This is a genomic window from Sphingopyxis microcysteis, assembly GCF_012274265.1.
In the GTDB taxonomy this organism is placed as follows: Bacteria; Pseudomonadota; Alphaproteobacteria; order Sphingomonadales; family Sphingomonadaceae; genus Sphingopyxis; species Sphingopyxis microcysteis.
Map to the genome: position 1 here is coordinate 1 of NZ_JAANYY010000002.1, position 26,990 is coordinate 26,990.

At 64.0% G+C, this 26,990-nt stretch carries 23 protein-coding genes; 13 read left to right on the forward strand and 10 right to left on the reverse strand.

Annotated elements, in window-relative coordinates; genetic code table 11:
- Nucleotides 1-214: 214 nt before the first annotated feature.
- Nucleotides 215-1,126 (reverse strand): copper homeostasis membrane protein CopD, encoded by a 912-nt coding sequence (gene copD, locus G9408_RS00010; protein WP_168452162.1) that lies wholly within the window; start codon nucleotides 1,124-1,126, stop codon nucleotides 215-217.
- Between the two features lie 4 nt (nucleotides 1,127-1,130).
- Nucleotides 1,131-1,520, reverse strand: coding sequence for a copper homeostasis periplasmic binding protein CopC (gene copC, locus G9408_RS00015; RefSeq protein WP_168452163.1), 390 nt, complete (start codon nucleotides 1,518-1,520; stop codon nucleotides 1,131-1,133).
- 145 nt (nucleotides 1,521-1,665) lie between these two features.
- Here copC and G9408_RS00020 point away from each other — a divergent pair, with 145 nt between their 5' ends.
- The 8 genes from G9408_RS00020 to G9408_RS00055 all read left to right on the forward strand — a co-directional run bounded on the left by G9408_RS00020 (nucleotide 1,666) and on the right by G9408_RS00055 (nucleotide 10,464).
- Nucleotides 1,666-1,932 carry a hypothetical protein gene (locus G9408_RS00020; protein ID WP_168452164.1) on the forward strand — a complete coding sequence of 89 codons (267 nt, stop codon included), beginning with the start codon at nucleotides 1,666-1,668 and terminating at the stop codon, nucleotides 1,930-1,932.
- Nucleotides 1,932-2,372 (forward strand): periplasmic heavy metal sensor, encoded by a 441-nt coding sequence (locus G9408_RS00025; protein ID WP_168452165.1) that lies wholly within the window; start codon nucleotides 1,932-1,934, stop codon nucleotides 2,370-2,372. The genes G9408_RS00020 and G9408_RS00025 overlap by 1 nt, the downstream gene beginning before the upstream one ends.
- Nucleotides 2,369-2,932, forward strand: a complete 564-nt coding sequence (locus tag G9408_RS00030; protein ID WP_168452166.1) for an RNA polymerase sigma factor — start codon at nucleotides 2,369-2,371, stop codon at nucleotides 2,930-2,932. The genes G9408_RS00025 and G9408_RS00030 overlap by 4 nt, the downstream gene beginning before the upstream one ends.
- Before the next feature lie 50 nt (nucleotides 2,933-2,982).
- Nucleotides 2,983-4,770, forward strand: coding sequence for a copper resistance system multicopper oxidase (locus G9408_RS00035; RefSeq protein WP_168453375.1), 1,788 nt, complete (start codon nucleotides 2,983-2,985; stop codon nucleotides 4,768-4,770).
- Entirely contained in the window at nucleotides 4,767-5,969 is a 1,203-nt protein-coding gene (locus G9408_RS00040; protein ID WP_168452167.1) for a copper resistance protein B, read from the forward strand. The genes G9408_RS00035 and G9408_RS00040 overlap by 4 nt, the downstream gene beginning before the upstream one ends.
- Before the next feature lie 333 nt (nucleotides 5,970-6,302).
- Nucleotides 6,303-9,017, forward strand: coding sequence for a TonB-dependent receptor domain-containing protein (locus G9408_RS00045; protein WP_168452168.1), 2,715 nt, complete (start codon nucleotides 6,303-6,305; stop codon nucleotides 9,015-9,017).
- 11 nt (nucleotides 9,018-9,028) lie between these two features.
- A complete protein-coding gene (locus G9408_RS00050) occupies nucleotides 9,029-9,733 on the forward strand; it encodes a PepSY domain-containing protein (protein WP_168452169.1) in 705 nt (234 codons plus the stop codon).
- Nucleotides 9,730-10,464 (forward strand): PepSY domain-containing protein, encoded by a 735-nt coding sequence (locus tag G9408_RS00055; RefSeq protein ID WP_168452170.1) that lies wholly within the window; start codon nucleotides 9,730-9,732, stop codon nucleotides 10,462-10,464. The genes G9408_RS00050 and G9408_RS00055 overlap by 4 nt, the downstream gene beginning before the upstream one ends.
- Nucleotides 10,465-10,469: 5 nt before the next feature.
- Here G9408_RS00055 and hutC read toward each other — a convergent pair whose 3' ends face one another.
- The 6 genes from hutC to G9408_RS00085 all read right to left on the reverse strand — a co-directional run bounded on the left by hutC (nucleotide 10,470) and on the right by G9408_RS00085 (nucleotide 18,197).
- Nucleotides 10,470-11,306, reverse strand: a complete 837-nt coding sequence (hutC, locus tag G9408_RS00060) for a histidine utilization repressor (protein ID WP_235957417.1) — start codon at nucleotides 11,304-11,306, stop codon at nucleotides 10,470-10,472.
- Nucleotides 11,307-11,459: 153 nt separating this feature from the next.
- Nucleotides 11,460-12,287 (reverse strand): DUF5681 domain-containing protein, encoded by an 828-nt coding sequence (locus G9408_RS00065; protein WP_168452171.1) that lies wholly within the window; start codon nucleotides 12,285-12,287, stop codon nucleotides 11,460-11,462.
- Entirely contained in the window at nucleotides 12,284-13,615 is a 1,332-nt protein-coding gene (locus G9408_RS00070) for a site-specific DNA-methyltransferase (protein ID WP_168452172.1), read from the reverse strand. Before G9408_RS00070 ends, G9408_RS00065 begins: the two co-directional genes overlap by 4 nt.
- 578 nt (nucleotides 13,616-14,193) lie before the next feature.
- A complete protein-coding gene (locus G9408_RS00075) occupies nucleotides 14,194-15,186 on the reverse strand; it encodes a tetratricopeptide repeat protein (RefSeq protein WP_168452173.1) in 993 nt (330 codons plus the stop codon).
- Between the two features lie 37 nt (nucleotides 15,187-15,223).
- A complete protein-coding gene (amaB, locus tag G9408_RS00080; protein ID WP_168452174.1) occupies nucleotides 15,224-16,798 on the reverse strand; it encodes an L-piperidine-6-carboxylate dehydrogenase in 1,575 nt (524 codons plus the stop codon).
- Nucleotides 16,799-16,844: 46 nt separating this feature from the next.
- The gene (locus G9408_RS00085) at nucleotides 16,845-18,197 is read right to left on the reverse strand and encodes a metal-dependent hydrolase family protein (protein ID WP_168452175.1); all 1,353 of its coding nucleotides are present in this window, start codon (nucleotides 18,195-18,197) and stop codon (nucleotides 16,845-16,847) included.
- A 178-nt stretch (nucleotides 18,198-18,375) separates the two neighbouring features.
- On the opposite strand from G9408_RS00085, the gene G9408_RS00090 reads away from it, so the two are divergent.
- The 5 genes from G9408_RS00090 (at nucleotide 18,376) to G9408_RS00110 (ending at nucleotide 24,840) form a co-directional block, all read left to right on the forward strand.
- Nucleotides 18,376-20,817: a TonB-dependent receptor plug domain-containing protein gene (locus G9408_RS00090; protein ID WP_168452176.1), complete on the forward strand. Its 2,442-nt coding sequence runs from the start codon at nucleotides 18,376-18,378 to the stop codon at nucleotides 20,815-20,817.
- Between the two features lie 193 nt (nucleotides 20,818-21,010).
- On the forward strand, nucleotides 21,011-21,634 hold the full coding sequence (locus G9408_RS00095; RefSeq protein ID WP_168452177.1) for a helix-turn-helix domain-containing protein: 624 nt from the start codon (nucleotides 21,011-21,013) through the stop codon (nucleotides 21,632-21,634).
- A 158-nt stretch (nucleotides 21,635-21,792) separates the two neighbouring features.
- Nucleotides 21,793-22,803, forward strand: a complete 1,011-nt coding sequence (locus G9408_RS00100) for a dipeptidase (protein WP_168452178.1) — start codon at nucleotides 21,793-21,795, stop codon at nucleotides 22,801-22,803.
- Nucleotides 22,800-23,732, forward strand: coding sequence for a tetratricopeptide repeat protein (locus G9408_RS00105; protein WP_168452179.1), 933 nt, complete (start codon nucleotides 22,800-22,802; stop codon nucleotides 23,730-23,732). Before G9408_RS00100 ends, G9408_RS00105 begins: the two co-directional genes overlap by 4 nt.
- 70 nt (nucleotides 23,733-23,802) lie before the next feature.
- Entirely contained in the window at nucleotides 23,803-24,840 is a 1,038-nt protein-coding gene (locus G9408_RS00110; RefSeq protein ID WP_328804334.1) for an acyl-CoA dehydrogenase family protein, read from the forward strand.
- Nucleotides 24,841-24,952: 112 nt separating this feature from the next.
- On the opposite strand, the gene G9408_RS00115 is transcribed toward G9408_RS00110, so the two are convergent.
- Both G9408_RS00115 and G9408_RS00120 read right to left on the reverse strand, forming a co-directional pair.
- Entirely contained in the window at nucleotides 24,953-26,083 is a 1,131-nt protein-coding gene (locus G9408_RS00115; RefSeq protein ID WP_168452180.1) for an acyl-CoA dehydrogenase family protein, read from the reverse strand.
- Nucleotides 26,084-26,132: 49 nt separating this feature from the next.
- Nucleotides 26,133-26,882 (reverse strand): helix-turn-helix transcriptional regulator, encoded by a 750-nt coding sequence (locus G9408_RS00120; protein ID WP_168452181.1) that lies wholly within the window; start codon nucleotides 26,880-26,882, stop codon nucleotides 26,133-26,135.
- Nucleotides 26,883-26,990: the final 108 nt, after the last annotated feature.

The window sequence follows — 26,990 nt, forward strand, 5'->3', positions numbered from 1 at the left end:
TCGGAAAATAGGGCTGAAGGCGGGCCATTTGCTCGTCCGTCAGCCAGAATAAATCGCTCAAATTCAGGCTCCTTCACGGTCGCCTGAATCATAATCGCTACCGCAAATCAATGGGTCCTGACCCTAGCTCGTGGCCGAACGTCCGCTCTCTCATTTTGGTCGCCAAAAGCTGCCTGTCTTAAATCGGCCACCGCCAGCCTCTGAGCCGGTGGCTTCAGGGCTCAAGAACGCCAAGTATTGCGGCAAGCGCAAGGATACTGGCCGCCGCAACCGCCTCGAGCGCAATGCTGCTGCGAATTGCGGCCCGCGACGGCTCGCCATCGGCGGCGGCCAACGCCGGGGTCAACCGCCAGCGGTTGAGGGCGGCCAATGCGAGCATGCCGCCAAAAAGCAGCAGCTTTGCGATGAGCAAATGGCCGTAGGTAGAACCCAGCATGTTGCCGACGTGTTTTAGCCCCACGATAAATTTGAAGTTGATCAGCCCGGTCGCGGTGATTGCAAGGACGCAGATGGTGCCGACTTGGGCAAAGCGCTCAAGACTTTGCGTGGCCATAGGAAATCTCGGCTGTTCGACGTCATCGGTCGCCGGGCGGAGGAGGATTAGGAAAGCGGCAATGGCGCCGATCCAGATCGCTGCCGCGATCATGTGGAGCGCGTCGGCGGCGCGGTGGATCGTTCCGGCGAAATTGTCGCTGGCGGCGGCATGCCCCGACCAGATGAGGGTCGTGAGCGCAGTCGCCGCCGCGAGGGACAAAATGATGTCCGCCCCGGCTCCGCGTTTGCCGAGTTGCCGCGAGGCGATGATCGCCAGGCCAAGCGTCAGCATTCTAACGATCCATGCCTTGCCGACATCGGTTTCGGTGGCCATCGATAGCAGCATTCTCGGCGTGACCGCGACGATGTCGATACCATGCATGCTGGCGATGAGGGCGAACATGCCGACGAGAGAGACGATGAGGCCGATCCCGCAGAGCCAAGGTTGTACGGCGGCAATATCGGCGGCGGCGCAAGCCTTTGCGGAATGTGGGCCACGAAGCGCGTAGAGCGGAAAGACCGCCAGGCCCAGGATCAGCATCAGGTCCGCGAATAGCAGGAACCTGATGCTGGTCATAAGCGCGTCGGCCATGTCGCTATTTGACGATGAAGCTGAATTCGCTGCCCATGCGGTGGGTGTCTGCGCCCGCGGCCGACCATTTGACCTTGTACGTGCCCGGGACGAGCACCCGTTTCGGGGTCAGCGTCATCGACTTGCCGTCCTTGCCCATGGCGGAGGCGATGGCGATCTTCATCGGCGGATGGTCGGTCATGCCCGGCATCGCGGTCATCACCAGTTCGGCGCGGACCGTCGAAGCGATCAGCTTTTCGCTGAATTTCAGCTGGATCGAGGCGACTTTGGCGACCTTGCTGTTGGCGGCGGGGGTCGATGCGACGAGCTTGGCATGCGCGAGCGCCGCGGCGGGCGAAAGAGTCAGCGCCGCGGCGGCAATGGCGGCGAGGGGGGAGAGGGCAAGCTTGATCATATTAGGCTCCACTGCGATGATTCTGCTGCTAATACGCAGCAGGCGTTCGCGGCCCTCGCACAAATCGACGGTGACGCGTCATGGGAAAATGAGGGGATGCGCCCGCGCATGCGTATAATGCGCTGAAAGGACCGGTGAGCAGGTGATGGAAGAAGAGTTTCGGAAACTGAACGCGGCGGCGCTGCCGTCGACGCTCGATGCGCTCGACGACCGCGTGCTGGCCGCGCTCGCCGTCCGCAAGTCCGAAGCATCGGCGACGCGCCGCATGATGGCGGTGGCGGCGTTCTTCTCGCTCAGCGGCGGAATGGTGGCGGGCAGCGCATTAATGCCCAGCGCGGTGGCGGCAAGCCCGCTGACGCCGCTGATTTCGGCCAGTCCGCTCGCGCCCTCCAGCCTGTTGGATGCCCGCTGATGAACGCGACGCGCCGGGTGGCGATCCTTGGCTTCATCGCGTTTGTGGCGGCGGTCGTGGGTGTTTTCGTCGGCCGCATGCTCGTCGACGCGCCGAAGCCGAATGAGACCGAACTGCACGCGCTGCTGCACAGCGAACTGACGCTGTCCGATGCGCAGGAAAAGCGGCTGCAGGCGATTGAGGGACGGTTCGCGGGGCGGCGCGAGGCGCTTGAGCTGGAAATGCGCGCGGCGAACATCCGCCTTGCGCAGGCGATCGAGGCCGAACATGGCTATGGCCCCCGCGTCACCAAGGCGATCGACGAGACGCACGAGGTGATGGGCGAATTGCAGAAGGAAACGCTGCGCCACCTGTTCGCGATGCGCAGCGTGCTCGACCGCGATCAGGCCGCGATGTTCGACAAGGTTGTGGTCAAGGCGCTGACCGCCGATGCGAGGTGACGGCGGACCTGTCGCAACTTGGCGACCGCGAGCTCGCGGCGCTCGCCCTTGTCGGCCGGCAGGAGGCGTATCGTGAGTTCCTCGCCCGCTACAAGGCACCGGTGTTTCGCCTGATCCGCAGCAATATCGGTGACGAAGGTGAGGCGATGGACCTGACGCAGGAAAGCTTCGTTGCGGGCTTTGCCGCGCTCGCGCGCTACGATGGCGAACGGCCTTTCCGCGTCTGGATTTCGCGGATTGCGCTCAACAAATGCCGCGACTGGGCGCGTCGCCGCGCGGTTCGCGCCTTTTTCACTCGCGCGCTGCCACTCGAGAGCGCCTATGACGTCGCCGGCGACAGCCCGGCGATCGACGTCGAAGCGAGCGACCGTGCCGAGCTGGCGCGGGTGCAAAAGGCGATTGTCGACCTTCCCGCCAAGCTGCGCGAAGTGATCGTGCTGCGCGGGGTTGAAGAACTGAGCCAGTCCGAAACCGCAGCGATGCTGGGAGTCAGCGAGAAGACGGTCGAAACGCGCCTGTACCGTGCGCGCGCCAAATTGCGTTCGATGCTGGACGCATGAGGGATGCGGGCGGGACGCGCGTATGAATTGCAGTTTGTGGAGGAATTTTAATTATCATGCAGATCGATCGGCGGCGTTTTATCGGTGGAGCAGCGGGGGGCGGAGCCGCCGCCGCGCTGGCGGCTTGGTTCCCCGCCTGGGCGCAACCCGTCTCGCCGGGGCTTGCCGCCCAGCTGCCGACCGTATCGGGCGAAGACATCACGCTGCGCATCGCGCGTCAGACGCTGCGCGTCGATGGCAAGGTCAGCCGCGCGATCGGCATCAACGGGACGATCCCGGGGCCGCTCGTCCGCCTGAAGGAAGGGCAGCAAGCGCGGCTGACGGTGGTCAACGACCTCGACGAGGAAAGCTCGATTCACTGGCACGGGCTGATCCTGCCCTTTCACATGGATGGCGTCCCTGGGGTCAGCTTTCCGGGGATCAAGGCCCGTTCGACCTTCGTCTATGAATTCCCCGTCGTGCAGGCAGGGACTTATTGGTATCACAGCCATTCGGGGCTGCAGGAACAGCTTGGCCATTATGGCCCGATCGTGATCGATCCGAAGGATGCCGATCCGATCGGCTATGACCGCGAGCATGTGATCGTGCTGTCGGACCACAGTCGCCTGTCGCCCGAGGCGATTTTTCGCAAGCTCAAGGTCAATCCCGGCCATTTCAACATGCAGCGCCAGACGCTCGGCGGCCTCCTCGCGGGCGAGGATCAGCCGCTGAAGGATCGCATTGCATGGGGCGCGATGCGGATGGACCCGACCGACGTCGCCGACGTCAACGGATCGACGTATCAATTCCTCGTCAACGGCCACGGGCCGCGCGACAATTGGACTGCGCTGTTTGCGCCCGGCGAGCGCGTGCGGCTGCGCATCGTCAACGCATCGGCGATGTCGATCTTCAACGTCCGCATTCCGGGGCTGGGCATGATGATCGTCCAGGCCGACGGACTTAACGTCGTGCCGCTGCCGGTCGACGAGTTCCAGATCGGGGTTGCCGAAACCTATGACGTGATCGTCACTCCCGCCGCCGATCGCGCCTACAGCTTCATCGCCGAGGTCAACGACCGGTCGGGCATGGCGCGCGCGACGCTGGCGCCGCGTGCGGGCATGGCTGCCGAAGTGCCGCCGCTGCGGGGGCGTCCGCTCGCGACGATGCAGGATATGGGCATGGGCGCGATGGGCGCCGGCGATGCGGCTTGCACCCCCGAACATGCGGCGATGGGGCATTGCACCCCCGCCGCCGATGCGGGCGCCGACCATGCCGCGATGGGGCATGGCGCGGGCGGAATGGATCATAGCATGCGCGACTTTTCGGTCGCGCCGCAGGTGAAGCGCGACCCCAGCGTCCAGTCGATCTCTCCCATGCCCGTCGACCGCATGGGCGAGCCGGGGCAGGGGCTGGAGGACGTCGGTCACAAGGTGCTGACCTACCGCGACCTTGTCGCGCTCGACCGCAACCCGGACGTGCGGGCACCGAGCCGCTCGCTCGACATCCATCTGACGGGCAATATGGAACGCTTCATGTGGTCGTTCGACGGCGTCAAGATGTCCGACCATCACGAACCCATCCCGTTCATCGAGGGCGAGCGTGTGCGCGTGAACCTGATCAACGATTCGATGATGGTCCACCCCATCCACCTGCACGGCCATTTTTTCGAGCTGGTGACGGGGAAGGGCGACCGCGCGCCGCGCAAGCATACGGTGATCGTCCAGCCCGGCGGTATCGCGACGTTCGATTTCACCGCCGACGCGCTCGGCGACTGGGCCTTCCACTGCCACCTTCTCTATCACATGCACGCCGGAATGATGCGCGTCGTGAGCGTCCGTCCGAAGGAGGAGGCGGCATGATGCGCGCCTCACTCTTGCTCGCCGGGCTTTCGGGCCTTGCCTTCGCGGTTCCCGCGGCGGCCCAGTCAGGTCATGGCGGGCATCACGGCGCGCCGCCCGCGGCGCCTGAGGCGCCGTCCTCGACGGGTGCGATGGATCGTGGATCGCACGCCGGCCATGGCGAAGCCGCGCCCGCAACCGCCGACGCGAGCTGCCCGCCCGAGCATGCCGCAATGGGGCATTGCACCCCCGACGAAGCGGCCATGGTGCCGCACGACGCACCGACCGATCCCGCCTGCCCGCCTGAGCATGCGGCGATGGGACATTGCACGCCCAAAGCCGCGGCGCCGACGCCGCAGCCCCCGGTCGCGCCGCCAAGCGATCCCGCCTGCTCGCCCGAACATGCCGCGATGGGGCATTGCACGCCCCGGGTGGCGTCGCCTGCCGCGCCTTCGGGGCTGGTCGGCACCGATCTCCCCGCAGGGGATGCGCCCGCGCCACCGCCGCCGTCCGACTGGTACGCCGACCGCCTGTTCCCCAAAGGCGAAATGGAGCATTCGCGTCACGCGATGATGCTCGAAAACGGCGCACAGACCACCGCCTTCCTCAGCTTCAACCTCGCCGAATATCAGGCGCGGAAAGGGCGCGACGGCTATCGCTGGGACGCCGAGGGCTGGTACGGCGGCGACATCAACCGCGTCATCGTCAAGAGCGAGGGCGAGGGTAATTTCGGCGAAGCGATCGAAAGCGCCGAAACGCAATTGCTCTACAGCCGCGCGGTCGATGCCTATTTCAACCTGCAGGCAGGTATTCGTCAGGATCTGGGGCATGGCCCCGACCGCACCTATGCGACCGTCGGCTTCGAAGGGCTCGCCCCCTATTGGTTCGAGGTCGAGGGTGCGCTCTTCCTGTCGAACAAGGGCGACGTCAGCGCCCGGATCGAGGGCTATTATGACCAGCGCATCACGCAAAAACTGGTCCTGCAACCGATGGCCGAACTCAATTTTGCGGCGCAGGATGTTCCCGAAAGCGGCGTCGGGTCGGGCCTTTCCGACATGGAACTCGGCCTCCGCCTCCGCTACGAAATCGTCAAGGAATTCGCGCCCTATGTCGGGGTCGAATGGGCGCGGAAATTCGGCGACACGGCACGCTTCGCCCGCGCGGCGGGGGAGGGCGCCAGCGCCACCAGCCTGGTGATCGGCGTGCGCGCCTGGTTCTAGCCTGGATACAGATTTTGCGGATCAGCGGCCGCGTCTCGACCATCGAGGCGCGGCCGTTTCGATTCGGGCGACTCGGACCCTCGCCAGCCCCAGTGGCGCTGCATAGCTCGCCTCGCGGTGCGCGACCTTCGCAAGAAAATTTCAAAAGCGACCCGTTGGACAGAAAATTCGTCCCGCGATGAGGGGTGGAGCAATGCGATGCGTATTCCTTACGCCAATATGTCCAATCAGAAACGATTTAAGATATTGAAAAATCAAGAAAATAATTCTTGACCTGTATATACAATCAATGCTCCCTGACGGGACGCAAAGCCAAAACAAGGGGGGTTCGCCATGACGATCAGGACTACATTGCTGGCAGGCGCCGCCGCCGTCGCCTGTTTCTCCACACCCGTTTTCGCCCAGACCGATGCCGCGCCGGACGCGGGGTCCGACGCCAGCGCTGACAGCGCCGCTTCGGCAAGCGACATCGTCGTGACCGGTTCGCGCATCCGGCGTCAGGACTTGGCGGGGGTCGGCCCCGCGACGGTCGTTTCGGCCGAGCAGATCGAAAACACCGGCGTCGTGAACATCGAAACCGTGCTTCAGCGCCTGCCCGCCAATGCCGGCTTCGCGGGCAACCAGACCTCGGCCTATTGGACGAACAACGGTTATGGCACCGCGCAGGTCAACCTTCGCGGGCTCGGCATCAAGCGCACCCTCGTCCTGCTCAATGGCCGTCGCCTCGTCGCGGGCGGCACCGGCGCTAACTCGTCGCCGGACCTTAACATGATCCCCGTCGCCGCGCTGGCGCGGACCGACGTGCTGAAAGATGGCGCATCGGCCATTTACGGCGCCGACGCGATGGCGGGCGTGGTCAATCTGGTCACCCGCACCGATTATGAAGGGCTGGGCCTCAGCGTCCGGCAGGGCATCACCGAAAAGGGCGACGGGTCCGATTTCACCGCCGACCTGCTCTGGGGGATCCGCAACGATCGCGGCGGCTTCATGGCTGCGGTGACCTATCAAAAGACCAAGGCCGTCAACATGGCGACGCGGGCGCCCTGCTCGCTGGCCGAAACGACCCCGGGCCAATTGTCGTGCGTCAACAGCGCCTCGACGATCGGTGGCCGCGCGGTGTTGCCGAACGGGCAGCAGATCAACTTCAATCAGGTGCCCGGCGGCAACGGCAATTTCTTTGAACCGTACAGCGCCGCCAAGCATAATTTCAACTCGAACCCGTTCCTCAACGCGGTCAGTCCGGTCGAGCGTGTCAGTACTGCCTTCTTCGCCGATTATGACCTGACCGACGGTATCGAGGCGTTCGGCGAGTTCCTTTACACCTTCCGCAAGTCGAACCAGATCGCGTCGCCGGGAACGCTGCGCAACCTGTCGATCGCGGCGAGCAATCCGACGAACCCGACGGGCCAGAATATCGTCCTCGTCCAGCGCCGCCTTGCCGAGCCGGGGCCGCGCCAGTTCTTCCAGGAAACCAACACCTGGCAGGGGACGTTCGGCCTGCGCGGCAAGCTGTCCAACAATTGGGCTTGGGAAGTCGCCGGCGCTTTCGGCCGCAATACTGCGGTCGATGGATCGACGAACATTGCGAACCTGGAACGCGTCCGCAACACACTCGACACGACGAGTTGCAGTCTTGCGGCGGGCGCCGCGATTCCGTGCGCCGACTATCTGGGTTTCGGCGACCTGACGCCGCAGGTGCTGGACTATATCCTGTTCACCTCGCGCGATCGCGGCGGCAACGAACTTGCTACCGTTACGGCGGACCTCAACGGCGATCTGTTCAAGCTGCCCGCGGGGCCGGTGTCGTTCGCGGCGGGCGTCGTGTATCGCAAGGAAAAAGGCTGGCGCGATCCCGACCCGCTGACCGTGCTCGGCATCGCGAACACCAACCAGCAAAGCCCGATCGCGGGCAAGAGCGTGGCGAAGGAAGCCTATCTTGAGCTGTCGGTGCCGATCCTCGCCGACACGCCCTTCTTTCAGGCGCTCACCGCGGGCGGTGCGGTCCGCTATTCGGACTATGATTTGTTCGGCAGCGACTGGAATTACAAGGCGACGCTCGACTGGGTCGTCAATGACAGCATTCGGCTGCGCGGTACCTATGGCACCGGCTTTCGTATCCCCAACGTCCCCGAATTGTTCGGCGGCGTGTCGGAGGGCAATCTGACGACGACCGATCCCTGCTCGCGCTATTCGACCAGCGGCAATGCGACGCTGATCGCCAATTGCCAGGCGTCGGGCGTACCGGCGGGTTATGTCCAGCTTGGCACGACGATCCTGACCACCGTCGGCGGAAACCAGAATCTGAAGCCCGAAAGCTCGACGACCTGGACTCTCGGCGCCGTGGTTTCGCCCAAGGGGCTGGTCCCCGGTCTGTCGCTGACCGCCGACTGGTTCGACATCAAGATCAAGGATGCGATCCGCGCGATCCCGGGGTCGACCAAACTGTCGGTCTGCTACGCCAGCCAAAATCTGTCGCATCCCTTCTGCGACGATTTCACCCGCAGCGCGCTCACCGGGGAGGTCACCTATCTGTCGGCGCAGCCGATCAACACCGGGCGCGAGGAAATGAACGGCCTCGACCTCGGGCTGGTCTATGCCGGCGGCATCGGGTCGGTGAACCTGTCGCTCGACATGAACGTCACCTACCTCAACAAATATGTCGTCAGCCCCTTCCCGGGCGGCGCGCCGATCCTTTTCGACGGCTTCATCGGCGGCGGCAACGGCGGCTACCCGAAATGGCGCGGCTATGGTGTTCTGACCGCCGAAAAGGACGGGATCAGTGCGACCTGGTCGACGCAATGGATCGGCAAGGCGACCGATTTCAACGCGGCCCCGGCCCAGATCGGATACCGGACGCCGAACGTCTTCTACCACAATCTCCAGCTCGCCTACGAGATTGACGACAAGACGCGGTTCCAGCTGGGCGTCGACAATCTGTTCGATCGCAAGGCGCCCTATATTCGCAGCTTTACCGATGCGAATACCGACACGATGACCTATGACCTGCTCGGCCGCCGCTTCTATGTCGGCTTCCGCACCGCATTCTAGGGCGATCGACGATGGCAATCCGCTGGCCGCTGCTTGTTCGGCGAACGCATAAATGGCTGGCCCTCGTGGTCGGTGTCCAGGCGCTGCTCTGGGCACTGACCGGGATGTATATGGTCGCCGTCCATATCGACATCATCCACGGCGACCACCTCGTCCGCTCCCCGGTGGACAAGCCGTTCGATCTGTCGCAGCTCGCACAGCCGTCGCGGGTGGTCGAAGCGGCGCCCGGCGCGTCCGAAATCCGCTTGCAGCGGTATTTCGGCGCGCCGGTCTGGCGCGCGGAAACGCCTGACGGCCCGGTGCTGTTCGAAGGTGCGACGGCGCAGCCACTCGCGAAACCGACCGAGGCGCAGGTCCGAGCGCTGGCCCGCCAAATCTATACTGGGGACGGCCAGATCGTCTCGGTCAAATTGCTGACCGATGCGCCGCAGGAAATGCAGGCGCGCAAACCGCCGTATTGGCAGATCGAGTTCGAAGGCTGGAACCGCCCGACGCTCTATCTGTCGCCCGCGACGGGCGAGCTGATCTCGCGGCGGCACGCGCTGTGGCGCGTCTTCGATTTCGCCTGGATGCTGCACATCATGGATTATGACGAGCGCACCGACGTCAACAATCTGCTGCTGCGCATCGCGACGTGGACCGGCTTTGCCATGGCGCTGGTCGGCGCGTGGCTGCTGATCTGGTCCTTCCCGCGCCGCAAGAGGAAAAAGGCATGAAAAGGATCCGCCTGACGCCGCTCTTCTTTCGGCGCATCCACAAATGGGTCGGCCTGATTCTGGGCCTCCAGTTCCTGCTCTGGGCGCTCAGCGGCTCGGTCATGGCATTGCTCGACAAGGACAAGGTCGGCGGCCACGGCGGTGGCATGTCGCATGCGCACCCGCTACCCGCCGGCGATTATGCTGCGCTGGCAAAGCTTCCGAATGGTGAGCCGATCCATGGGCTGGTGCTCCGCGACCTCGGTGCACGCCCCGTCTATGAAGTCCACAGTCCGAAGGGCGTCCAGCTGGTCGATGCAACGAGCGGCGAACAGATTCGCGTCGACCAAAATATGGCGCGCGAGATCGCTTCGATGATGAACGAGGCACCCATCCGTTCGGTCAGCGTTCTGTCCAAACCGAACCTGGAGGCGCGCGACTTTACGGGGCCGATGTGGCGCGTCGACTTCGCCGACGACGAGAACAGCAGCGCCTATGTCTCGCTCGATACCGCGCGTTTCCTCATTATGCGCGGCGACACATGGCGAACCTGGGACTTCTTCTGGATGCTCCACAATATGGACTATGTGAACCGCAAGAGTTTCAATCATCCGCTGATCATCTTCGTCGCGTTCGGTACCCTATGGCTGTCGGGAACAGGCTTCTACCTCCTGTTCAAAAGCTTCAGCCGCGCCGATTTTCGCTGGCTGCGCCGTCGCCGCAAACCCGTCGTCGTAACGCGCGCCGCCTGACCGCGTCAGTCGTCGATCGAAAAAGCGGCCGACAGCTCGAACCGGGTGCCGGGGTGCGTCAGCCAGGCATGGCTGACCAGCCGCGACCGGCTCCACGTCCGCCGCGTCATGCGCAGCACGGGCTCACCCTCTTCCAGCCCCAGCATTGTGCGCGTCCGCTCGTCGGGCATCAGCGCACAGACGCGGTGCTCGACACGTTCGAGCGGCGCGATGCGGGTCAGATACTCGTTCGGGGTGGTCTTGGTGAAATCCATGTCGCCGTAATGCGGGGCGACCGACGCCAGCACGACCCGTTCCTCAAGCTGAATCGGAAATTCGGCTTCATGATGGACGATGATCGAATGAAATAATTTCGTTCCCATGGGAACCTGAAGGAGCGGAGCGGTCTCGGTGCTCGCCCGCTCGGCAACATTCTGGATGACCCGCGCCCGGTAGATATGTCCCCGCTCGCGAATTTCGTCGGCGATGTTGCGGATCTCGATCATTTGTCCGATCGGTCGCGGTTCGGCGATGAACGACCCGATACCCGCTCTTCGGACGATGATGCCCGCGGCCTGAAGCTCACGGAGGGCTCGGTTTGCTGTCATGCGCGACACATTGAATTGGTCGACGAGTTCGGCTTCGGACGGCACACGATCGCCCGATCTCAACCGGCCTTCGCGGACGGCGTCGAAAACCCACTGCTTGATGGCGGCATAGCGGGGCGAGACATGATCGGCCTTACGAGCGTTAACTTCTGCAATTCTGCCGGATTTCGGAGCCGTTTGTCCGAGCGCGCTACGCGGCACAAATAAAGAGGAACTCATCAGTCGTATATACAGGCCCGAACTGACGAAATCCAACCCACTTCAACGGCTTTTCTGCTGCGATCTCTGGAATAGCCAAGCAGGTCGTCATGTATCGAATGTCTGCTTCTTCGCTTTGGGCACCACGAGCTGACTGTCCACAACCGGCCAAGAACTGCCATAGACCACGTTTCGTATGTAGCCGATGCGTCAATCGCCGACAAAATCCTTGCGCATGGCCTTGTTCCTGCGGAACTCCTCAAGCGTCTTGCCTTGGCGTGATGCGCCTTCGGCGTATGAGCGGTCCGTAAGCCTGCGCTTGTGCCGCTCGGGAAGGCTGTCGTTGAGCAGATCGAACATGCGCTGCTCGAAGTGCCACTCCTCCAGATACTGCGCCTTGAGCCGGTCGTCACGGCACCGACGATATTTGCCCGCAAAATAGGTGACGCTTTCCTGCGCGTCGCCCATGCGCGCGAACCGGTGATCCCAGAACTCCTTCTCCTGCTCGTCGGCAGGACCTTCGATATCAACGGTCCCCTTGCGAAGGTTGAGGATGACGTGGTCGGGATGCGGTACAGGATCTGGCTCGTCGATGTTGAACTGCCGCCGGCGTTTCAGTTCGGCAGTCCACCGCTTCTTGTACTCGATCATGGTGTCGAGAAGCTGCAACTGGCCTTCGTGTCGCTTCGCTTCGATGGCGCGCACCATGTCGGCGAGCTGCTTCTGGGCGAGCCGACTTCCTTTCATCGCCGATATGGCCAGCGCGCGCGTCGATGCCTGGATCGCCGGCAATTCGATCATCCGATCGCCCTCGCGGATGGATACCAGCCGATACGCTTCCTCCAGCACAAGGCCATCGGTCGGCTGGTGGGACGGATTGAAAGAAGGCTTGGACTGGCGGGACTTCTTCGGCCGACCTCTCGGATTGCCGGACTGCCCCTTCTGGAACCGGTGTTCGACCGGTGGCTGGCAATAACCCACAGTGGCATGAACAAGAGCAGTGGAAGGGGCCTTGCTGTCCCGGTCCTCGCTGCTCATTCTGCAGCCTCCACCGCTCCGAGCGGACGTGCGTAAGCGACTTCCTCGAAGCAGGCCCCGCTCGCCGCCAGCGTTGCTCGTTTCCCGGTAAGCTGCTCCCAGCGCCGGACGATGGTGTCGCAGTAGATGGGGTCGTACTCGACAAGGCGAGCGCTGCGCCCGGTCTTCTCGGCCGCGATCAGCGTTGACCCTGAGCCCCCGAAAGCGTCGAGAATGATCTCACCGCGCCGCGAGCAATCGCGGATCGCGTCGGCAATAAGCGCGACCGGCTTGACCGTGGGATGCATGGCGAGCTCGTCCCCGCGGTTCGCGCCGATGCTGCTGATGCCGGCATAGTCCCATACGTTGGTCCGATAGCGACCGGTCTCGCCAAGGCCGAAGCTGTTCGTGTGCTCGGCGCTGCCCTGCTTGAACACGAAGATCAGCTCGTGCTTCGAGCGATAGAAGGCGCCCATCCCGCCATTGGTCTTGTTCCACACGACGAGGTTCTTGAGTTCGGTGAACGCCGACCGTCCCGCCGCGAGCAGTTCGCCCATATGGCGCCAGTCCATGCACACGAAAGCGATAGCGCCATCGCGCATCACGCTGCTTATGTTGCCCAGCGTCTCGGTCAGGAAGCGCACGAACTGGTCTTCGCTCATCTCGCCGGTCGCCATCGCAAACTCGCGATGCTTGACCGATCCCAAGCCGCAGACATTGCCGTCGATCTTCACATTGTAGGGAGGATCGGTGAATACCATGTCGGCGCGCTCATTCTGCATCAGCAGCGCCAGGTCATCTGATCGACGCGCATCGCCGCACAGCAGTCGGTGGCGACCGAGCAGCCAGACGTCACCCATCAAGCTTACAGGCGTTCCCGATATCTCGGGAACATGATCTTCGGGTGCATCCAACCCATCGGGGTCGCTGTCCCCCGCCTCGTCCAGGACAAGATCGACCTCAGCCAAGCTGAACCCGGTCAGCTCGACGTCGAAGTCGAGGTCGATCAAGCCCTGCAGTTCGATCGCCAGCATCTCCTTGTCCCAGCCGGCATTGAGCGCGAGCTTGTTGTCGGCGAGCACATACGCCCGGCGCTCGGCATCGCTCAGATGGGACAGCGCGAGCGTCGGAACCTTGCGTAGGCCGAGAAGCTTCGCCGCCTCGACCCTTCCGTGCCCGGCGATGATCTCGCCGTTGTCCGACACCAGCACCGGGTTGGTAAAGCCGAAGCGTTCGATCGACGCCGCGATCTGTTTGACCTGCTTTTTCGAATGGGTGCGCGCATTGCGCGCATAAGGTTGCAGCGAAGCGATGTCGCGTTCGACGAGCTGTGATGATATCTGGATCATGATGCCCCTGTCCCGTTGATTTGCCCAGATCGGACATGGGAACAAAAAGGGGCATTAGAAGGACATTAAAAGGAACAATATCGCTCGAAATGCACGGCCTGCCGCAATTTTGTGGTTGCCGGCTCCGATCCCCGGCAGGATGCTCGCAGGACCCTGCCGCGAGCGTCCACGAACTGCCGCGCTGCGCTGGTCCCCGGCTCCGTCCAGAAACAGCCATCCCTGATATGCCTTCGCCAATCGCTGTTATTGCGCGGCACGTTCCCTGTTCGACGGAATTATCTTCCCTGTTATCGGGAGAAGAATTCCCTGTTATTTTTTAGGGAATTTGCGGCGCGGGCGGCTTGAAAACCACGCGTTTCCAAGAGTTCGCGGCGGCGAAGCGGTACACACGGGCGTCCGAAAATTGATGATTTCCCTGTTAATTCCCTGAGAACAGGGAATTTCAGGCGGAGCCGGGTTCGCTTCAGACTGGGTGGCGCACCATCTCCCTTTCGTGGCTCAGCCTGCGCACCCTGATTGCCGCCGTTCCTGCGCGCTAGGGACCACGCGCGGGAACGACGGCTTGCGGCGATCGGCCGTCAGGGCTTCTCGCCGGGAAACAGCAGCAGCCAGTCGGCCTCGGCCTGGACCCGGGCAAAATAGCTCCAGCTGTCGACGTTGATCGACCGCTGGAGCCAAGGTTTCGCCTTTTCGGCCTCGCCCATCAGGATGTAATAGTTGGCGAGGCTGTAGGCGGTCGATGCGGCGACGCCATCGGCAGTGGCAAAGGCGCGGCCGGTGTCTTCGGCGCTGAAGAAGGATTTGGGCGACCGGTTGCCCTTGAACAGCTGGATTCCGTCGAAATAGGTGTCGGGGCTGCCGTCGGGCTGCACTTCGAACAGCGTCAGGTCATACTCGTCGAGCACCTTCTGCGCCGCGCGCAGATTGCCGCCGCGCGCGAGCGACAGATATTCCCAATAGCTATTCGCGGTGCGCGCTTCGACATCATGGTTGAACGCGGCGGCTTCGGCCGACTTGGCGAACCATTTGGCGGCATTGTCATAGTCATGCTTGGCGAAATAGGCCTGGCCGAGGTGGTAATAGAGATAATATTGCACGACATCGGGCGAGCCGGGGAAATAGTCGGGGCCGGGCTTTTCGCGTTCGAGCGGCTGGCCCTCGTAGATCTTCGCGGCTTTCAGCCCGACTTCGACCGACTTGTCGAACTGGCGCAGCGAGAAATGGCGGTGCGCGAGGTGGCGCATCAGCTTGCCCGAATTGGGGAAGCGTTTCAGCGCGGTTTCGTAAACCGCCGCGGATTCCCTGACATAGCCCTGATAGAAGAGGATGCGGCCGTACCAGGTCGCGGTGTCGACCGTCATGTTGCTTTCATAGGCCGCCTTGGCGTCCTTGGCGGCGCGTTCGAGCGTCGCGACCGCGGCGACACCGACATTGCGGTCGGGGGTGGTCACCATCGGCTGGCCGAGCAGCGAGGTTCCCTGGAAGCTGCCTTCCTGCGCGGTCGCGAGCGACGGGGTAGCCAGCATCAGCAGGCTGGCCGACGCCAGGAATTTCAGGGTGCGGGGGATCATATTCACTCTCCTTGGATTTGTTTCTTGTGCGTCTGTTTCACGGATCGATGTCGAGGTCGAACTTGACCCCCTGCGCGAGCGGCAGCGATGCCGAATAATTCACCGTCGCGGTGGCGCGGCGCATATAGTTTTTCCAGCTGTCCGAGCCCGACACGCGGCCGCCGCCGGTCACCTTTTCGCCGCCAAAGGCGCCGCCGATTTCGGCGCCGCTGGTCCCGATGTTGACGTTGACGATGCCGCAGTCGCTGCCCTCGGCCGACTGGAAGCGCTCGGCCTCGCGGACGTCACTGGTAAAGATGCTCGACGACAGGCCTTGCGCGACACCGTTCTGCAGCGCGATCGCTTCGTCCAGCGTGTCATAGCCCATGACATAGAGGATCGGGGCGAAGGTTTCCTCGCGCACGATCGCGCTCTGTCCGGGCATTTCGGCGATCGCCGGACGAACATAATAGCCGTCCGCAGCGCCCGCGATGTCGACCCGCTCGCCGCCATGGACGGTGCCGCCCTCGGCCCGCGCCTGTTCGAGCGCGCGCTGCATGCCGTCGAACGCCATCCGGTCGATCAGCGGTCCGACATGCGTGGCGTCGTCGAGCGGCGATCCGATGCGCAGCGTGGCGAAGGTCGCGATCAGCCGCTGGACGAAGGCGTCGCGGATGCTGTTGTGGACGATCAGGCGGCGCAGCGTGGTGCAGCGCTGGCCGCAGGTGCCGGTCGCCGCGAACACCGCGCCGCGCAGCGCGAGGTCGAGGTCGGCGCTGGGCGCGATGATCGCCGCATTGTTGCCGCCGAGTTCGAGCACCGGGCGGGCAAAGCGCCGCGCGAGGCGCACCGCGACATCCTGCCCCATTCGCACGCTGCCCGTCGCGCTGACAATCGCGACGTCGGGATGGTCGGCAATCGCGGTACCGCAGCGCGCGTCGCCGATGACGACCTGCACCAGATGGTCGGGCGCCAGATCATAGTCGTTGGCGGCCTTTTCGAGCAACCCGGCAAAAGCGAGCGCAGTGAGCGGGGTCTTTTCAGACGGTTTCCAGATCGCGCTGTCGCCGCACACCAGCGCGACGGTCGTCCCCCACGCCCAGACCGCGGCGGGGAAATTGAATGCCGAGATCAACCCGAGCACCCCCATCGGGTGCCAATATTCGGTCAGCCGATGTTCGGGGCGTTCGGACGCGATGGTCAGCCCGAACAGCTGGCGCGACAGGCCGACGGCATATTCGCAGATGTCGATGACTTCCTGCACCTCGCCGCGCGCTTCGGTCAGGATCTTGCCATTCTCGATCGACAGTAGGAGCGACAGCGCTTCCTTATGCTCGCGGACGAGGGCGCCATAGCGGCGGACCAGTTCGCCGCGGTGCGGCGCCGGGACCAGCTTCCACGCGGCAAAGGCGGTACGGGCATTGGCGACCACCGCGTCGATGTCGTCGGGGGTGTCCATGCGCAGCGTCGCCAGTCCGGATCCGTCGATCGGCGAAAAGACGGGCAGGTCGGCCCCGAGCCGATCGCCCAGCGACAGGCCGAGCTGGTTGAAGGTCGCGGCGGCCTGCTCTGCCAGCGGGGAGGCGGCGTGCGCGGTCGAGGGGATTTTGGCGATATTTTCAGGAGCGTTCATAAAATTCTTTTCTGTCATATCTTCGGTGGTTTGGGGTGTTCATTCGTCAATCGGGATGCCGGGCGACAATCTGGCCGTTCTTGATCACGACCGCGACTCTCTCCAGCACGGTGATGTCGCGATAAGGATCGCCCGCAACCGCGATCATGTCGGCATATTTGCCCGGCGCGATCGTGCCGATATTGTCAGACTGGCCGAGCAGCGCGGCGGCATCGACCGTCGCCGCACGGAGTGCCGCCATCGGGGTCATCGGGCCCTGTTCGACCATCTTGCGAAACTGCCGCGCATTTTCGCCGTGCGGGGACACGCCGGCGTCGGTGCCAAAGGCGATGTTGACCCCATGGCGCACCGCGAGGCGGATATTGTCGCCCGAAACCTTGCGTGCTTCGGCCATCTTGGCCGCCACCGCGGGGGTGATGCGCGCGGTATCGGCACTGTCGTGCGAATCGAGCAGGCCGAGCGTCGGCACCAGCCAGGTGCCACGCGCCGCCATCATCTTGGCGGTTTCGGCGTCGAGATAGGTGCCGTGCTCGATCGAATCGACCCCGGCGCGCACCGATGCGGTGACCCCCTGCGCGCCGTGCGCGTGCGCCGCGACCTTCAGCCCCAGGCTGTGCGCGGTGGTGACGATGGCGTTCAGCTCCTCGTCGCTGAGATGCTGGCCCAGCCCGCGCGCCTGCTGCGACATGATGCCGCCGGTGGAGGTGATCTTGATCAGGTCGGCGCCATATTTCGCGGCCTCGCGTACGCGCAGCGCGCATTGGGTCGCGCCGGTACAGGCGCCGGTATAGTCATAAGGAAACAGCGCTTCGGTCGTCTTGCGGTTGAGCCCCGACATGTCGCCATGGCCGCCGACGATCGACAGCGAGGTGCCCGACAGGAAGATGCGCGGGCCGGTGACGATACCCTCGTTGATCGCATCGCGCAGGGCGTGGATCGCATAACCGTCCGACCCGACATCGCGAACCGTCGTGAAGCCCGCCTCCAGGGTCTTTTTCGCATTGGAAAAGGAAAAGAGCGCGACGTCTTCGGGCGTGTCGATCGCCGCCGACCATAGCCGTGTCGCGGGCGAGAAGCTGAAATGGACATGGGTATCGATCAGCCCGGGCAGTACCGTCCGGTCCTTGAGGTCGATCACCGTCGCGCCGCCGCCATCGACATGGCCCGGCAGGATCTGAGCTATCCGCTCATTGCGCACGACGATCGTCGTCGGGCCGAGTGGGCGCTCGCCGGGCACCGCGATCACCGATCCCGCATGGATAACAACATCTTGCGTGGCCGGGTCCGGCTGGGTCGCTCCCGCGGCGCCTGCCAGCAGCGCGGCAAATACCGTTACCGACACGGCGCCGAGGCGGCTGAGCGACCGGACACGCGCGGACGGGTTGGCGATGTCGGTCACGTCTTGAAGCTCCCCGTCGATCGGGCCGACGCAGATCGGCGCCGCCCTTGCACCGCCACATAGGAATATTTTGCTGGCTAGGCAATAAAATTTATGATAGGAAAAATTTCAAGAATATGACGAAGCCCGGAAATTTGGGGTTTCCAGGGTCGATAATGGGTTACCAAGGAGGGAAATAATGTCGAAGTTCGTTTCACGTCTGCTGTTGTCGTCGGCGCTCGCGTTCGCGATGGCGCCGGTTGCCCAGGCGCAGACGCCGCCGCCCGAAGCCGAAGGTGCTGACACCGATGAGGGCGGCAGCGACATTGTCGTCATTGGGACGCGCCGCAAGGACCGCTCGATCACCGACAGCTCGGTCGCGATCGACGTCATTGCCCCCGAAAGCATCACCGCGACCGGCTATACCGACGTGAACGACGCGCTGCGCACGCTCGTCCCGGCGTTCAACGCACAGCGTCTGCAGGGCAATGACGGTTCGTCGTTCGTCCGCCCGATCACGCTGCGCGGTTCGCCCGCCGACCATGTCCTGCTGCTGATGAACGGCAAGCGCCGCCACCGCGCATCGATCGTCCAGATCGGCACCGGTCACTCGTCGACCTCGGGTTCGCAGGGTCAGGACTTCAACGTCATTCCGCCGATCGCGCTGTCGAGCGTCGAGGTGCTGCGTGACGGCGCGTCGGCGCAATATGGCTCCGACGCGATCGCCGGGGTGATCAACATGGAGCTGAAAAAGCAGAAAAGCGGCGGCTCGATCATCGGGCAGGTCGGCGAATATTTCAGCAGCGGCGGCCGCACCTATGACATCCAGGGCCATATCGCCGTGCCGGTCGGCGACAACGCCTATTTCAACCTGGCGGCCCAATATACCGATCAGGCCAAGGCCTATGCGCGCAAGGCCAGCCATGCGGGCGCCGTCGCGCTGCGCGCGGCGGGTATCCCGGGCGTGCCCGAGCATCCCGAAGGCAACCTCGACCCGCGGTATATGGCGTTCAAGTCGGTATGGAACGCCGGTATCGAGCTGAGCGATTCGCTCGAACTCTATACCTTCGGCAACTATATGACCGGCAAGAGCTCGGTGACCTTTGGCCTCCGCCAGCCGATCACCGCGGGCGGGCTGAACCGGCACGGCACCTATGCCAATTCGGCCTTCGACCTGTCGCCCGCGCACCCGCAGCTGTTCGACCTGACGCGCGTCTATCCGGGCGGCTTCACCCCCGAATTCGGCGGCCACCTCGAAGATTTCAGCGCCCTTGTTGGCCTGCGCGATCAGGACGGCCCGCTGACCTGGGATCTGTCGGCGCGCTACGGCACCAACACGGTCGATTATTCGATCACCGGAACGATCAACGCGTCGATGGGGGTCAATTCGCCGACGTCGTTCAAGCCGGGTTCGCTGACCCAGCGTGAAATCCAGTTCGACGGCGAAATTTCCTATGAGCTGAACGACCAGATCCTGCTGTTCGCGGGCGCCAGCCATCGCAAGGAAACCTATGTCATCGGCGAGGGCGACCTTGCCAGCTATCTGACCGGGCCGCTGCGCGATCTGCCCGCCGGATCGAACGGCTTCCAGGGCTTCTCACCGGAATTTGCGGGCAGCTTTGACTCGAACAGCTATGCGGTGTTCGCCGAAGTCGACGCCGATATCACCCCGTGGTGGAACCTGTCGGTCGCCGGTCGTTACGAGGATTACGACCAGTTCGGCACCAACTTCAGCTACAAGGCGGCAACCCGCTTCGAGCTGAGCGACGCCTTCGCCCTGCGCGGGTCGGTGAGCACCGGCTTCCGCGCTCCCGCCGCCGGTCAGGTGTTCGGGACCAGCCTGACCTCGCAGCTCGACGGGGTTGGCGGCTTCATCCTCGACGCCGTGCTGGTACCGGGTTCGCCCGCGGCGCAGGTGTTCGGGTCGGAGGCGCTGACGCCTGAAACATCGTTCAACATGTCGGCCGGCGTGGTGTTCACCGGGCTGGACGGCTTCCTGACCACGCTCGATTTCTATCAGATCGACGTGGACGATCGCCTGTTGCTGACGCCGTCGCGCAACACGACCGCCGCCGAGCGCGCCGCGCTGGCCGCGATCAATTTCCCGAACGGGGCGGATATTCAGCAGGTGCGTTATTTCCAGAACGAAATGGACACGCGCGTGCGCGGTTTCGACCTGGTCAGCACCTATCGCCACAGCTGGTCGGACAATGCGTCGACCGACTTCAGCCTGGCGGTGAACTATAATGAACAGCATCTGCGCGGCGCACCGCCTCCGGGCTTCAGCCCGGCGATCGTGACCGAATTCGAACGCGGAACGCCGCGCTGGCGCGGCAATTTCTCGACGACAACCAAGGTTGGCGATTTCGGGTTCATGGCGCGCGCCGTCCATTATGGCTCGTGGCGCCGCCTCGACGGTGCGACCTTCCTGCCGCGCAAGGCGGTGACCTTGTTCGACGCCGAAATCTCCTACACCGGGATCCAGGATGTCGAGCTCAGCGTCGGGGCGCGCAACATCTTCAACATCTTCCCGCCCGATCGCGGTGCAGCCCGCGCGCGCGCTGGTCTGATCTACGACAACCACAGCGTGTTCGGGGTTGCCGGCGGCTTCTATTATCTGAACGCCAAATATAAATTCTGATCCTCGCGTTCCGCGAGACACAGATTGTTTCCGGTGGGCCTATGCGGCGCTGACATGGGCGAAATGTCAGCGCCGTAGCCTATCGGAAATTTGTGCATTATAGGATCGGGACGCGGACGGGGCTGCTGATTGTCGATAGTCACCCCGGATTCGTCGATCTTGCACTGTTTGGCCAAGGTAAGGACCGCCGATAATGCCCCCCAGAACAGCAGATGAACCCGAAATTCTGGGCGCCGTTCGTCAGTCGAAACGGCCGCGAACCGAAGGGTTTCATCTGGGACGGCGCCTGCACCAGCTTCGCCGCGAGCGCGGGATGACGCTGGAGGATGCCGGGCGGTTGACGTCGCTCGCCGCATCGACGCTGTCGAAGATCGAAAATGACCAGATGTCGCCGACCTTTGACGTCGTGCAGAAACTGGCGCTGGGGTTCGACATCGACATTACCGACCTGTTCGCGAGCAATAGCGGACAGGATGCGGCGGGGCGGCGCAGCATCACGTTGGCCGGGGCGGGGCGCCCGATGGAGACCCCCGTGTATAACCATCGGCTGATTGCGGTCGAGCTGAAGCACAAGAAGATCCTGCCCTTCGTGACCACGATCAAGGCGCGCAGCCTGGAGGATTTCAAGGCCTGGTCGCAGCACAGCGGCGAAGAGTTTCTCTACGTGCTGGAGGGGGAGATCTGTTTCCAGACCGAACATTATGAACCCGCGATCCTGGGGGTCGGCGACAGCGTCTATATCGACAGCAGCATGCAGCACGCCGCCTATTCGACCAGCGAACAGGACGCGGTGGTGCTGTGGGTGAACACCGGCTGATTTCCCAGACCGCGCGGCGGGATTTTGCGTCTCTTGCAATAATTTTCTTATCGGCTATAAATTTCCAATAGAAAATATTGGGAGTCGGTAGGATGGGCAGGGCGATGGATAGACGGCAATTTGTGCTTTCGGGGGCGGCGCTATCGGCCGCCGTGGCGATGTCCCCGACTTTGGCCGCGAAGACGACCGCGCGCCCGCTGACCTTCGATGCGATGGGCGAGGTCCGGTTCGAATATGACGCGGCGCTGGTCGGTCAGATGCGCGATAGCGGGCTCGACGCGATCACCGTCACCTTGTGCGATCCCAAGACCTATGAGGCGCACGCCTATGACGATGCGATCCAGGCGGTGATCGACCATGACGCGCATATCGCCGCCAATCCGGCGCTGTTCCTGAAGGCGACGCGCACCAGCGACATCGATGTCGCGCGCCGCAACGGCCAGATCGCGATCTATTATCTGTTCCAGAATTCGACCCAGTTCGGGCGCGATCTCGACAATATCGACCTGTTCTACAAGCTGGGCGTCCGATCGTCGCAGATCACTTACAACGACCAGAATTGGGCGGGCGCGGGGTGCAAGGAATTGGGCGCCAACGGGCTGACCCACTGGGGCCGCGCGGTGACCGAGCGGATGAACAGGCTTGGCATGCTGATCGACCTGTCGCACGCCAATATGCAGACGATGGCCGACACGATCAACGCATCGGCCGATCCGGTGATCATTTCGCACACCGCGTGCATGGCGCTGCACAAAAATGTCCGTAACACGACCGACGACAATCTGCGGCTGCTCGCCAGCAAGGGCGGGGTGGTCGGCATCTGCCAGATGCGGCCGTTCCTGACCACGAAGCGCCAGGGCGCGCTCGCCGATTATTTCCGCCATATCGACCATGCGGTAAAGCTGATCGGTGCCGAGCATGTCGCAATCGGCAGCGACCGCGACCACCGCGTCGTCGAGATGACCGACGCCTATATCGCCGAGTTGAAGCGCGAAGAGGGCGCCAATTTCAACGCCGACGACTGGCCGCTGTTCATCGACGAACTCAACGGCCCGCGCCGGATGGAAGTGGTGTGGGACGGCGTGCGCAAGCTGGGCTATGTATCGAGCGACGTCGAAAAGATCATGGGAACCAACGTCCGCCGCATCTATCAGGATGTGGTCGGATGATCGTGCGCGCATCGATGGCCGCGCTGGCGCTGTTGGGCGCCGCGGTTCCGGCGTTTGCGCAGTCCGCGGCGACCAGTGCCGGGCAATGCACGACCAGCCTGATCGGCACGCCGCTGAGCTTGCCGAAATTTTCGGAGGCGACGCAGAAGCGGCTCGATCAGGATATCGAGATCGCGCGCGCGGCGCTGCGCATCGCGCCCGACCGGGAAGATTCACACATCTGGCTCGGTCGGCGCCTCGACTATTCGGGGCGGATCTGCGATGCGGTCGACGCGTTCACCGACGGGCTGAAGGTCTTTCCGAACAGCTACAAGCTCTATCGTTTTCGCGCCCGCGACCTGACGCGCGCGCGGCAATTCGATGCGGCTCTGGCCGATTACAGCAAGGCGCTCGAACTGATGGGTGACACGCCCGACAGCTTCGAACCTGACGGGCTGCCCAATCCGATCGGACTGACGATCAGCACTTATCGCGGCAATATCGTTTATTATCATGCGCAGACCAGCTTCGCGACCGGTGACTATCCGACCGTCGTGGACGGGATGGCGAAATCGCTGGCACTTTCGGCTGATTTTGCGCGCGACGATATGCGCGTGCCGACCGCCTACTGGACCTATATCGCCTATCGCAAGATGGGCGAGCACGCGAAAGCGCGCGCCGCGATCGACGCGATCGAGCCGGGGCTGAAACTGATCGAGAACGACATCTATTATCAGGCGGTGCAGATCATGCAGGGGCGGCTGAAACCTGCCGACGTCGGCGCGACCAAGGACAGCACGATCAAGTTCGCGATCGCGATGGAGCGCCGCTTTGCGGGCGACGAAGCGGGTGCGAAGGCGCTGCTGGCCGAAATCATCGCCGAAAATGCGCAGGGGCACTGGCCTTCGGAGGCGGAGCTGGCGGCGCCGGATCGGGCGCCGCGCAGCTAGGGCGCCCTGCCACGCCAATCAGCTAGACCCCGCAGGTCGGATCCCGCATGATGTTTGCGGGAGATCTGACGTGACATATGACATCGCTGCCCTCGACTTGCCGCTGCGCGACGAGCAACAAATGCTGCGCGACAGCGTGCAGCGTTATCTGGCTGACAATGCGCGGCCCGGTTGGCGCGATCTGGTGGAATCGCTGGGGCTGGCCGGGGTCGCTGTCCCCGAACCGCACGGCGGTTTTGGCGGCGACATGGTCGACATTGCGGTGGTCATGGCGGAGCTCGGACCGGCACTGGCGGGTGCCGACTGGCTGTCGCACAGCGCCGCCACGATGCTGCTCGCGCGCGCCGCGCCGGAGCATGCGGTGCTAGCCAGTCTGGCGCAGGGCGACCGGCGCGCGGCGGTGATCTGCGCTGCCTCGAGTGCGACGATGCCGATCGTCGATGCGGACGGGGCGGTGCGCGGCACGGCGACGCTGGTCGCGGGCGGCGCCGAGGCCGATATGTTCGTGCTAGCCGATGACGATAGCGTGCTGCTGATCGCCGCGGACCGCGACAAGGTCGAGCAACGCCACCGCATCATGCACGACGGCAGCGTGACCGCCGACCTCAACTTCACAGTGAAGGCAGGCGAAAGCAATCGTCTGGCGACCGGCGCCGCTGCGCGTGCGATGGCCGAATGGGTCAATGACGTCATCCTGGCGGGGCGCTGCGCCGAGGCGGTGGGTTTGATGCAGCATATGATCGCCGCCAGCACGCTTTACCTGGGCCAGCGCCAGCAGTTCGGGCGCGCGATCGGCAGTTTTCAGGCGCTCCGCCACCGCGCTGCGGACATGCAGCTGGCGGCGATGAAGGCCGCGGCGCTGATCGAGGCGGCAATATTGTCCGTCGATCAGGATCGTGCGGACCGCGCGGCGTTGGTGAGCGCGGCCTGCGTCGAGGTCGCCGACGCGGTGCGCGTTGTCGGCGAAGGCGCGGTGCAGATCCATGGCGCGATGGGGCTGACCGAGGAGCTGAGCCTTGGCGCGCATTTCAAACGCGCACTGGCGATCGCATCGGCGATAGGACCGCGCGCCGATCATCTGGCGCGGTTTTCGGAAGCGGCGGCCTAGAGCGTTGTCAGGATCGCGTCGCGTTTACGTCACACCGTAGCCCTGAGCCTGTCGAAGGGCGCTTCTCGGCTAGGCGCCCTTCGACAGGCTCAGGGCTACGGTGTCTTGTCGCCTAGCCCAGCATCAGCCGTGCGATCAGGTCGCGCTGGATCTCGTTCGACCCGGCATAGATGCTCGCTGCGCGGTCGTTGAGGTAGCGTGGCACTGCGACCGCCAGCTCGGCGGGCGCCTGTCCGTCGGCGTCCGCCCATGCTGCGTACCCCGCGGCTTCGCAGGCCAGCGTATCGATGCGCTGGGCGCTTTCGGTGCCGAGGATCTTGAGCGCTGACGCATAGAGCGCCGGGCTACCGCCGACGCCGCGCATCGCTTTCAGCTCAAGCGCCTGCAACGCCTGCAAGGCGATGGCCTCGCGGTCGAGCTGCGCGCGCAGCACCGGATCGGCGATCGATTGCGCGCGCAAACGGGTCAGGCGCGCCATCAGCCCGGGGGCATATTTGCCCCCGCGTTCAAAGGTCAGCAAATGCTTGGCGACCGACCAGCCTTCGTTTTCGCCGCCCAGCCGGTTTGCCTGCGGCACCCGCACATCATCGAAGAAGACCTGATTGAACTCATGGTCGCCCGCCAGCGTGCGGATCGGTTCGATCGCGATCCCCGGGGTCGCCATGTCGAGCAGCAGGAAGCTGATCCCCGCCTGCGGCTTGCCCTCACTCGAGGTGCGGACCAGCGCGAACATGCGGTTGGCGAAATGGGCGTGGGTGGTCCAGATCTTCGACCCGTTCAGCACATAATCGCTGCCGTCGGGGACGGCGCGCAACTGCAACGCCGCAAGGTCGGATCCCGCCCCGGGCTCCGAAAAGCCCTGACACCAATAATCCTCGCCCGACAGGATGCGCGGCAGATAATGGGCGCGCTGCTCGGCGCTGCCATAATGCATGATCACCGGCGCAACCATCTTCAGTCCCATCGGGGCGAGGTTCGGCGTCCCGGCGCGGGCGCATTCGGCGGCGAAGATATAGCGTTCGATTTCACTCCAGCCCGGGCCGCCGAACTCGGCGGGCCAGTCGGGCGCGGCCCAGCCGCGCGCGTGCAGGATGCGCTGCCAGGGCAGCGAGACGGCGGGATCGTGAAAGACGCTGGTGGCGCGGCTCGCGGCGCGGCGCAGGTCATCCGGCAACGCCTCGGCAAGAAAGGCGCGAACTTCGTCGCGAAAGGCCTCGAGCGCGGGTTCGTTCAGCATGTCCATGGCCTCGCCTTGTACGCCGCGGGATCGGCAGGCCAAGCTGGCACCTGCATCAGGCGGCCCGCGCGCCGACGAAGCCGAGCCCGGCGGCGATCTGGATCGACTGCGCGCGCCCGGTCGCGCCCAGCTTGGCTGCGGCGTTGCGCAGGTGAAAGCGCACGGTCGATACCGACAGCGACAGGATGATGCCGATCTCGCCATCGGTCTTGCCCGCCGCCGCCCAGCGCAGGCACTGCACCTCGCGCCGCGTCAGCGTTTGCGGGACGGTCGCGTTGCGCGGCCGCCCGCGGGCCTCATTGTGGGTCGCGACCAGCTTGAGCGCGAGATTGTGCAGATCGCCCGCATGCTGGTCGAACAGCGCCGCGACCCCGACCGGTTCGCGCGAGCACCAGAAGACCGCGCCGACCAGACCCCGCGGCAGATGCACCGGCGCGATGATCGCCTCGCCGAAATTCGGCGTGTTCTTTGCCTGCTCGCAATCGACCGCGGCGAGCAACTGCGTCGGACGCCAGGTCCGCAACTGGCCGTCGCTGTAGTAAAAAGGTTCGGCGGTCAGCCGCGCTGCGGTCAGGAAGGCGATCTGCAGCGCGAGCTTGCGATCGCGCCAATATTGGTGCGCGGGATCGATCCAGCGAAAGCTGGTTTCGGCATAGGGTCGCCCGTCGGCGTCGGCCATCGGTTCGGGGTCGCCAAGGTCGGCCTGCGCCGCGATATAGGGCAGCCCGATCGCATCCCCGGCGGCCTGCACGGCGCGAACCAGCGACGGCATTTGCGCCCAGCCTGTCGATCGATCATCGGTCACTCGGCCCCGTCTCCATCCATCCTGCCACGGATGCCAGCTTGTGACTGACCCCGCGATTTCGTCTTTGGCCAGCGTCCGGCTGTCCGCACGCTCGCACAAAGACGAGCC

What these genes read in the sequence shown, in the direction of transcription:
- copD (WP_168452162.1), bottom strand. Translation starts at nt 1,126, where the DNA reads ATGGCCGACGCGCTTATGACCAGCATCAGGTTCCTGCTATTCGCGGAC.
- copC (WP_168452163.1), bottom strand. Translation starts at nt 1,520, where the DNA reads ATGATCAAGCTTGCCCTCTCCCCCCTCGCCGCCATTGCCGCCGCGGCG.
- G9408_RS00020 (WP_168452164.1), top strand. Translation starts at nt 1,666, where the DNA reads ATGGAAGAAGAGTTTCGGAAACTGAACGCGGCGGCGCTGCCGTCGACG.
- G9408_RS00025 (WP_168452165.1), top strand. Translation starts at nt 1,932, where the DNA reads ATGAACGCGACGCGCCGGGTGGCGATCCTTGGCTTCATCGCGTTTGTG.
- G9408_RS00040 (WP_168452167.1), top strand. Translation starts at nt 4,767, where the DNA reads ATGATGCGCGCCTCACTCTTGCTCGCCGGGCTTTCGGGCCTTGCCTTC.
- G9408_RS00045 (WP_168452168.1), top strand. Translation starts at nt 6,303, where the DNA reads ATGACGATCAGGACTACATTGCTGGCAGGCGCCGCCGCCGTCGCCTGT.
- G9408_RS00050 (WP_168452169.1), top strand. Translation starts at nt 9,029, where the DNA reads ATGGCAATCCGCTGGCCGCTGCTTGTTCGGCGAACGCATAAATGGCTG.
- G9408_RS00055 (WP_168452170.1), top strand. Translation starts at nt 9,730, where the DNA reads ATGAAAAGGATCCGCCTGACGCCGCTCTTCTTTCGGCGCATCCACAAA.
- G9408_RS00065 (WP_168452171.1), bottom strand. Translation starts at nt 12,287, where the DNA reads ATGAGCAGCGAGGACCGGGACAGCAAGGCCCCTTCCACTGCTCTTGTT.
- G9408_RS00070 (WP_168452172.1), bottom strand. Translation starts at nt 13,615, where the DNA reads ATGATCCAGATATCATCACAGCTCGTCGAACGCGACATCGCTTCGCTG.
- G9408_RS00075 (WP_168452173.1), bottom strand. Translation starts at nt 15,186, where the DNA reads ATGATCCCCCGCACCCTGAAATTCCTGGCGTCGGCCAGCCTGCTGATG.
- amaB (WP_168452174.1), bottom strand. Translation starts at nt 16,798, where the DNA reads ATGAACGCTCCTGAAAATATCGCCAAAATCCCCTCGACCGCGCACGCC.
- G9408_RS00090 (WP_168452176.1), top strand. Translation starts at nt 18,376, where the DNA reads ATGTCGAAGTTCGTTTCACGTCTGCTGTTGTCGTCGGCGCTCGCGTTC.
- G9408_RS00095 (WP_168452177.1), top strand. Translation starts at nt 21,011, where the DNA reads ATGCCCCCCAGAACAGCAGATGAACCCGAAATTCTGGGCGCCGTTCGT.
- G9408_RS00100 (WP_168452178.1), top strand. Translation starts at nt 21,793, where the DNA reads ATGTCCCCGACTTTGGCCGCGAAGACGACCGCGCGCCCGCTGACCTTC.
- G9408_RS00105 (WP_168452179.1), top strand. Translation starts at nt 22,800, where the DNA reads ATGATCGTGCGCGCATCGATGGCCGCGCTGGCGCTGTTGGGCGCCGCG.
- G9408_RS00115 (WP_168452180.1), bottom strand. Translation starts at nt 26,083, where the DNA reads ATGGACATGCTGAACGAACCCGCGCTCGAGGCCTTTCGCGACGAAGTT.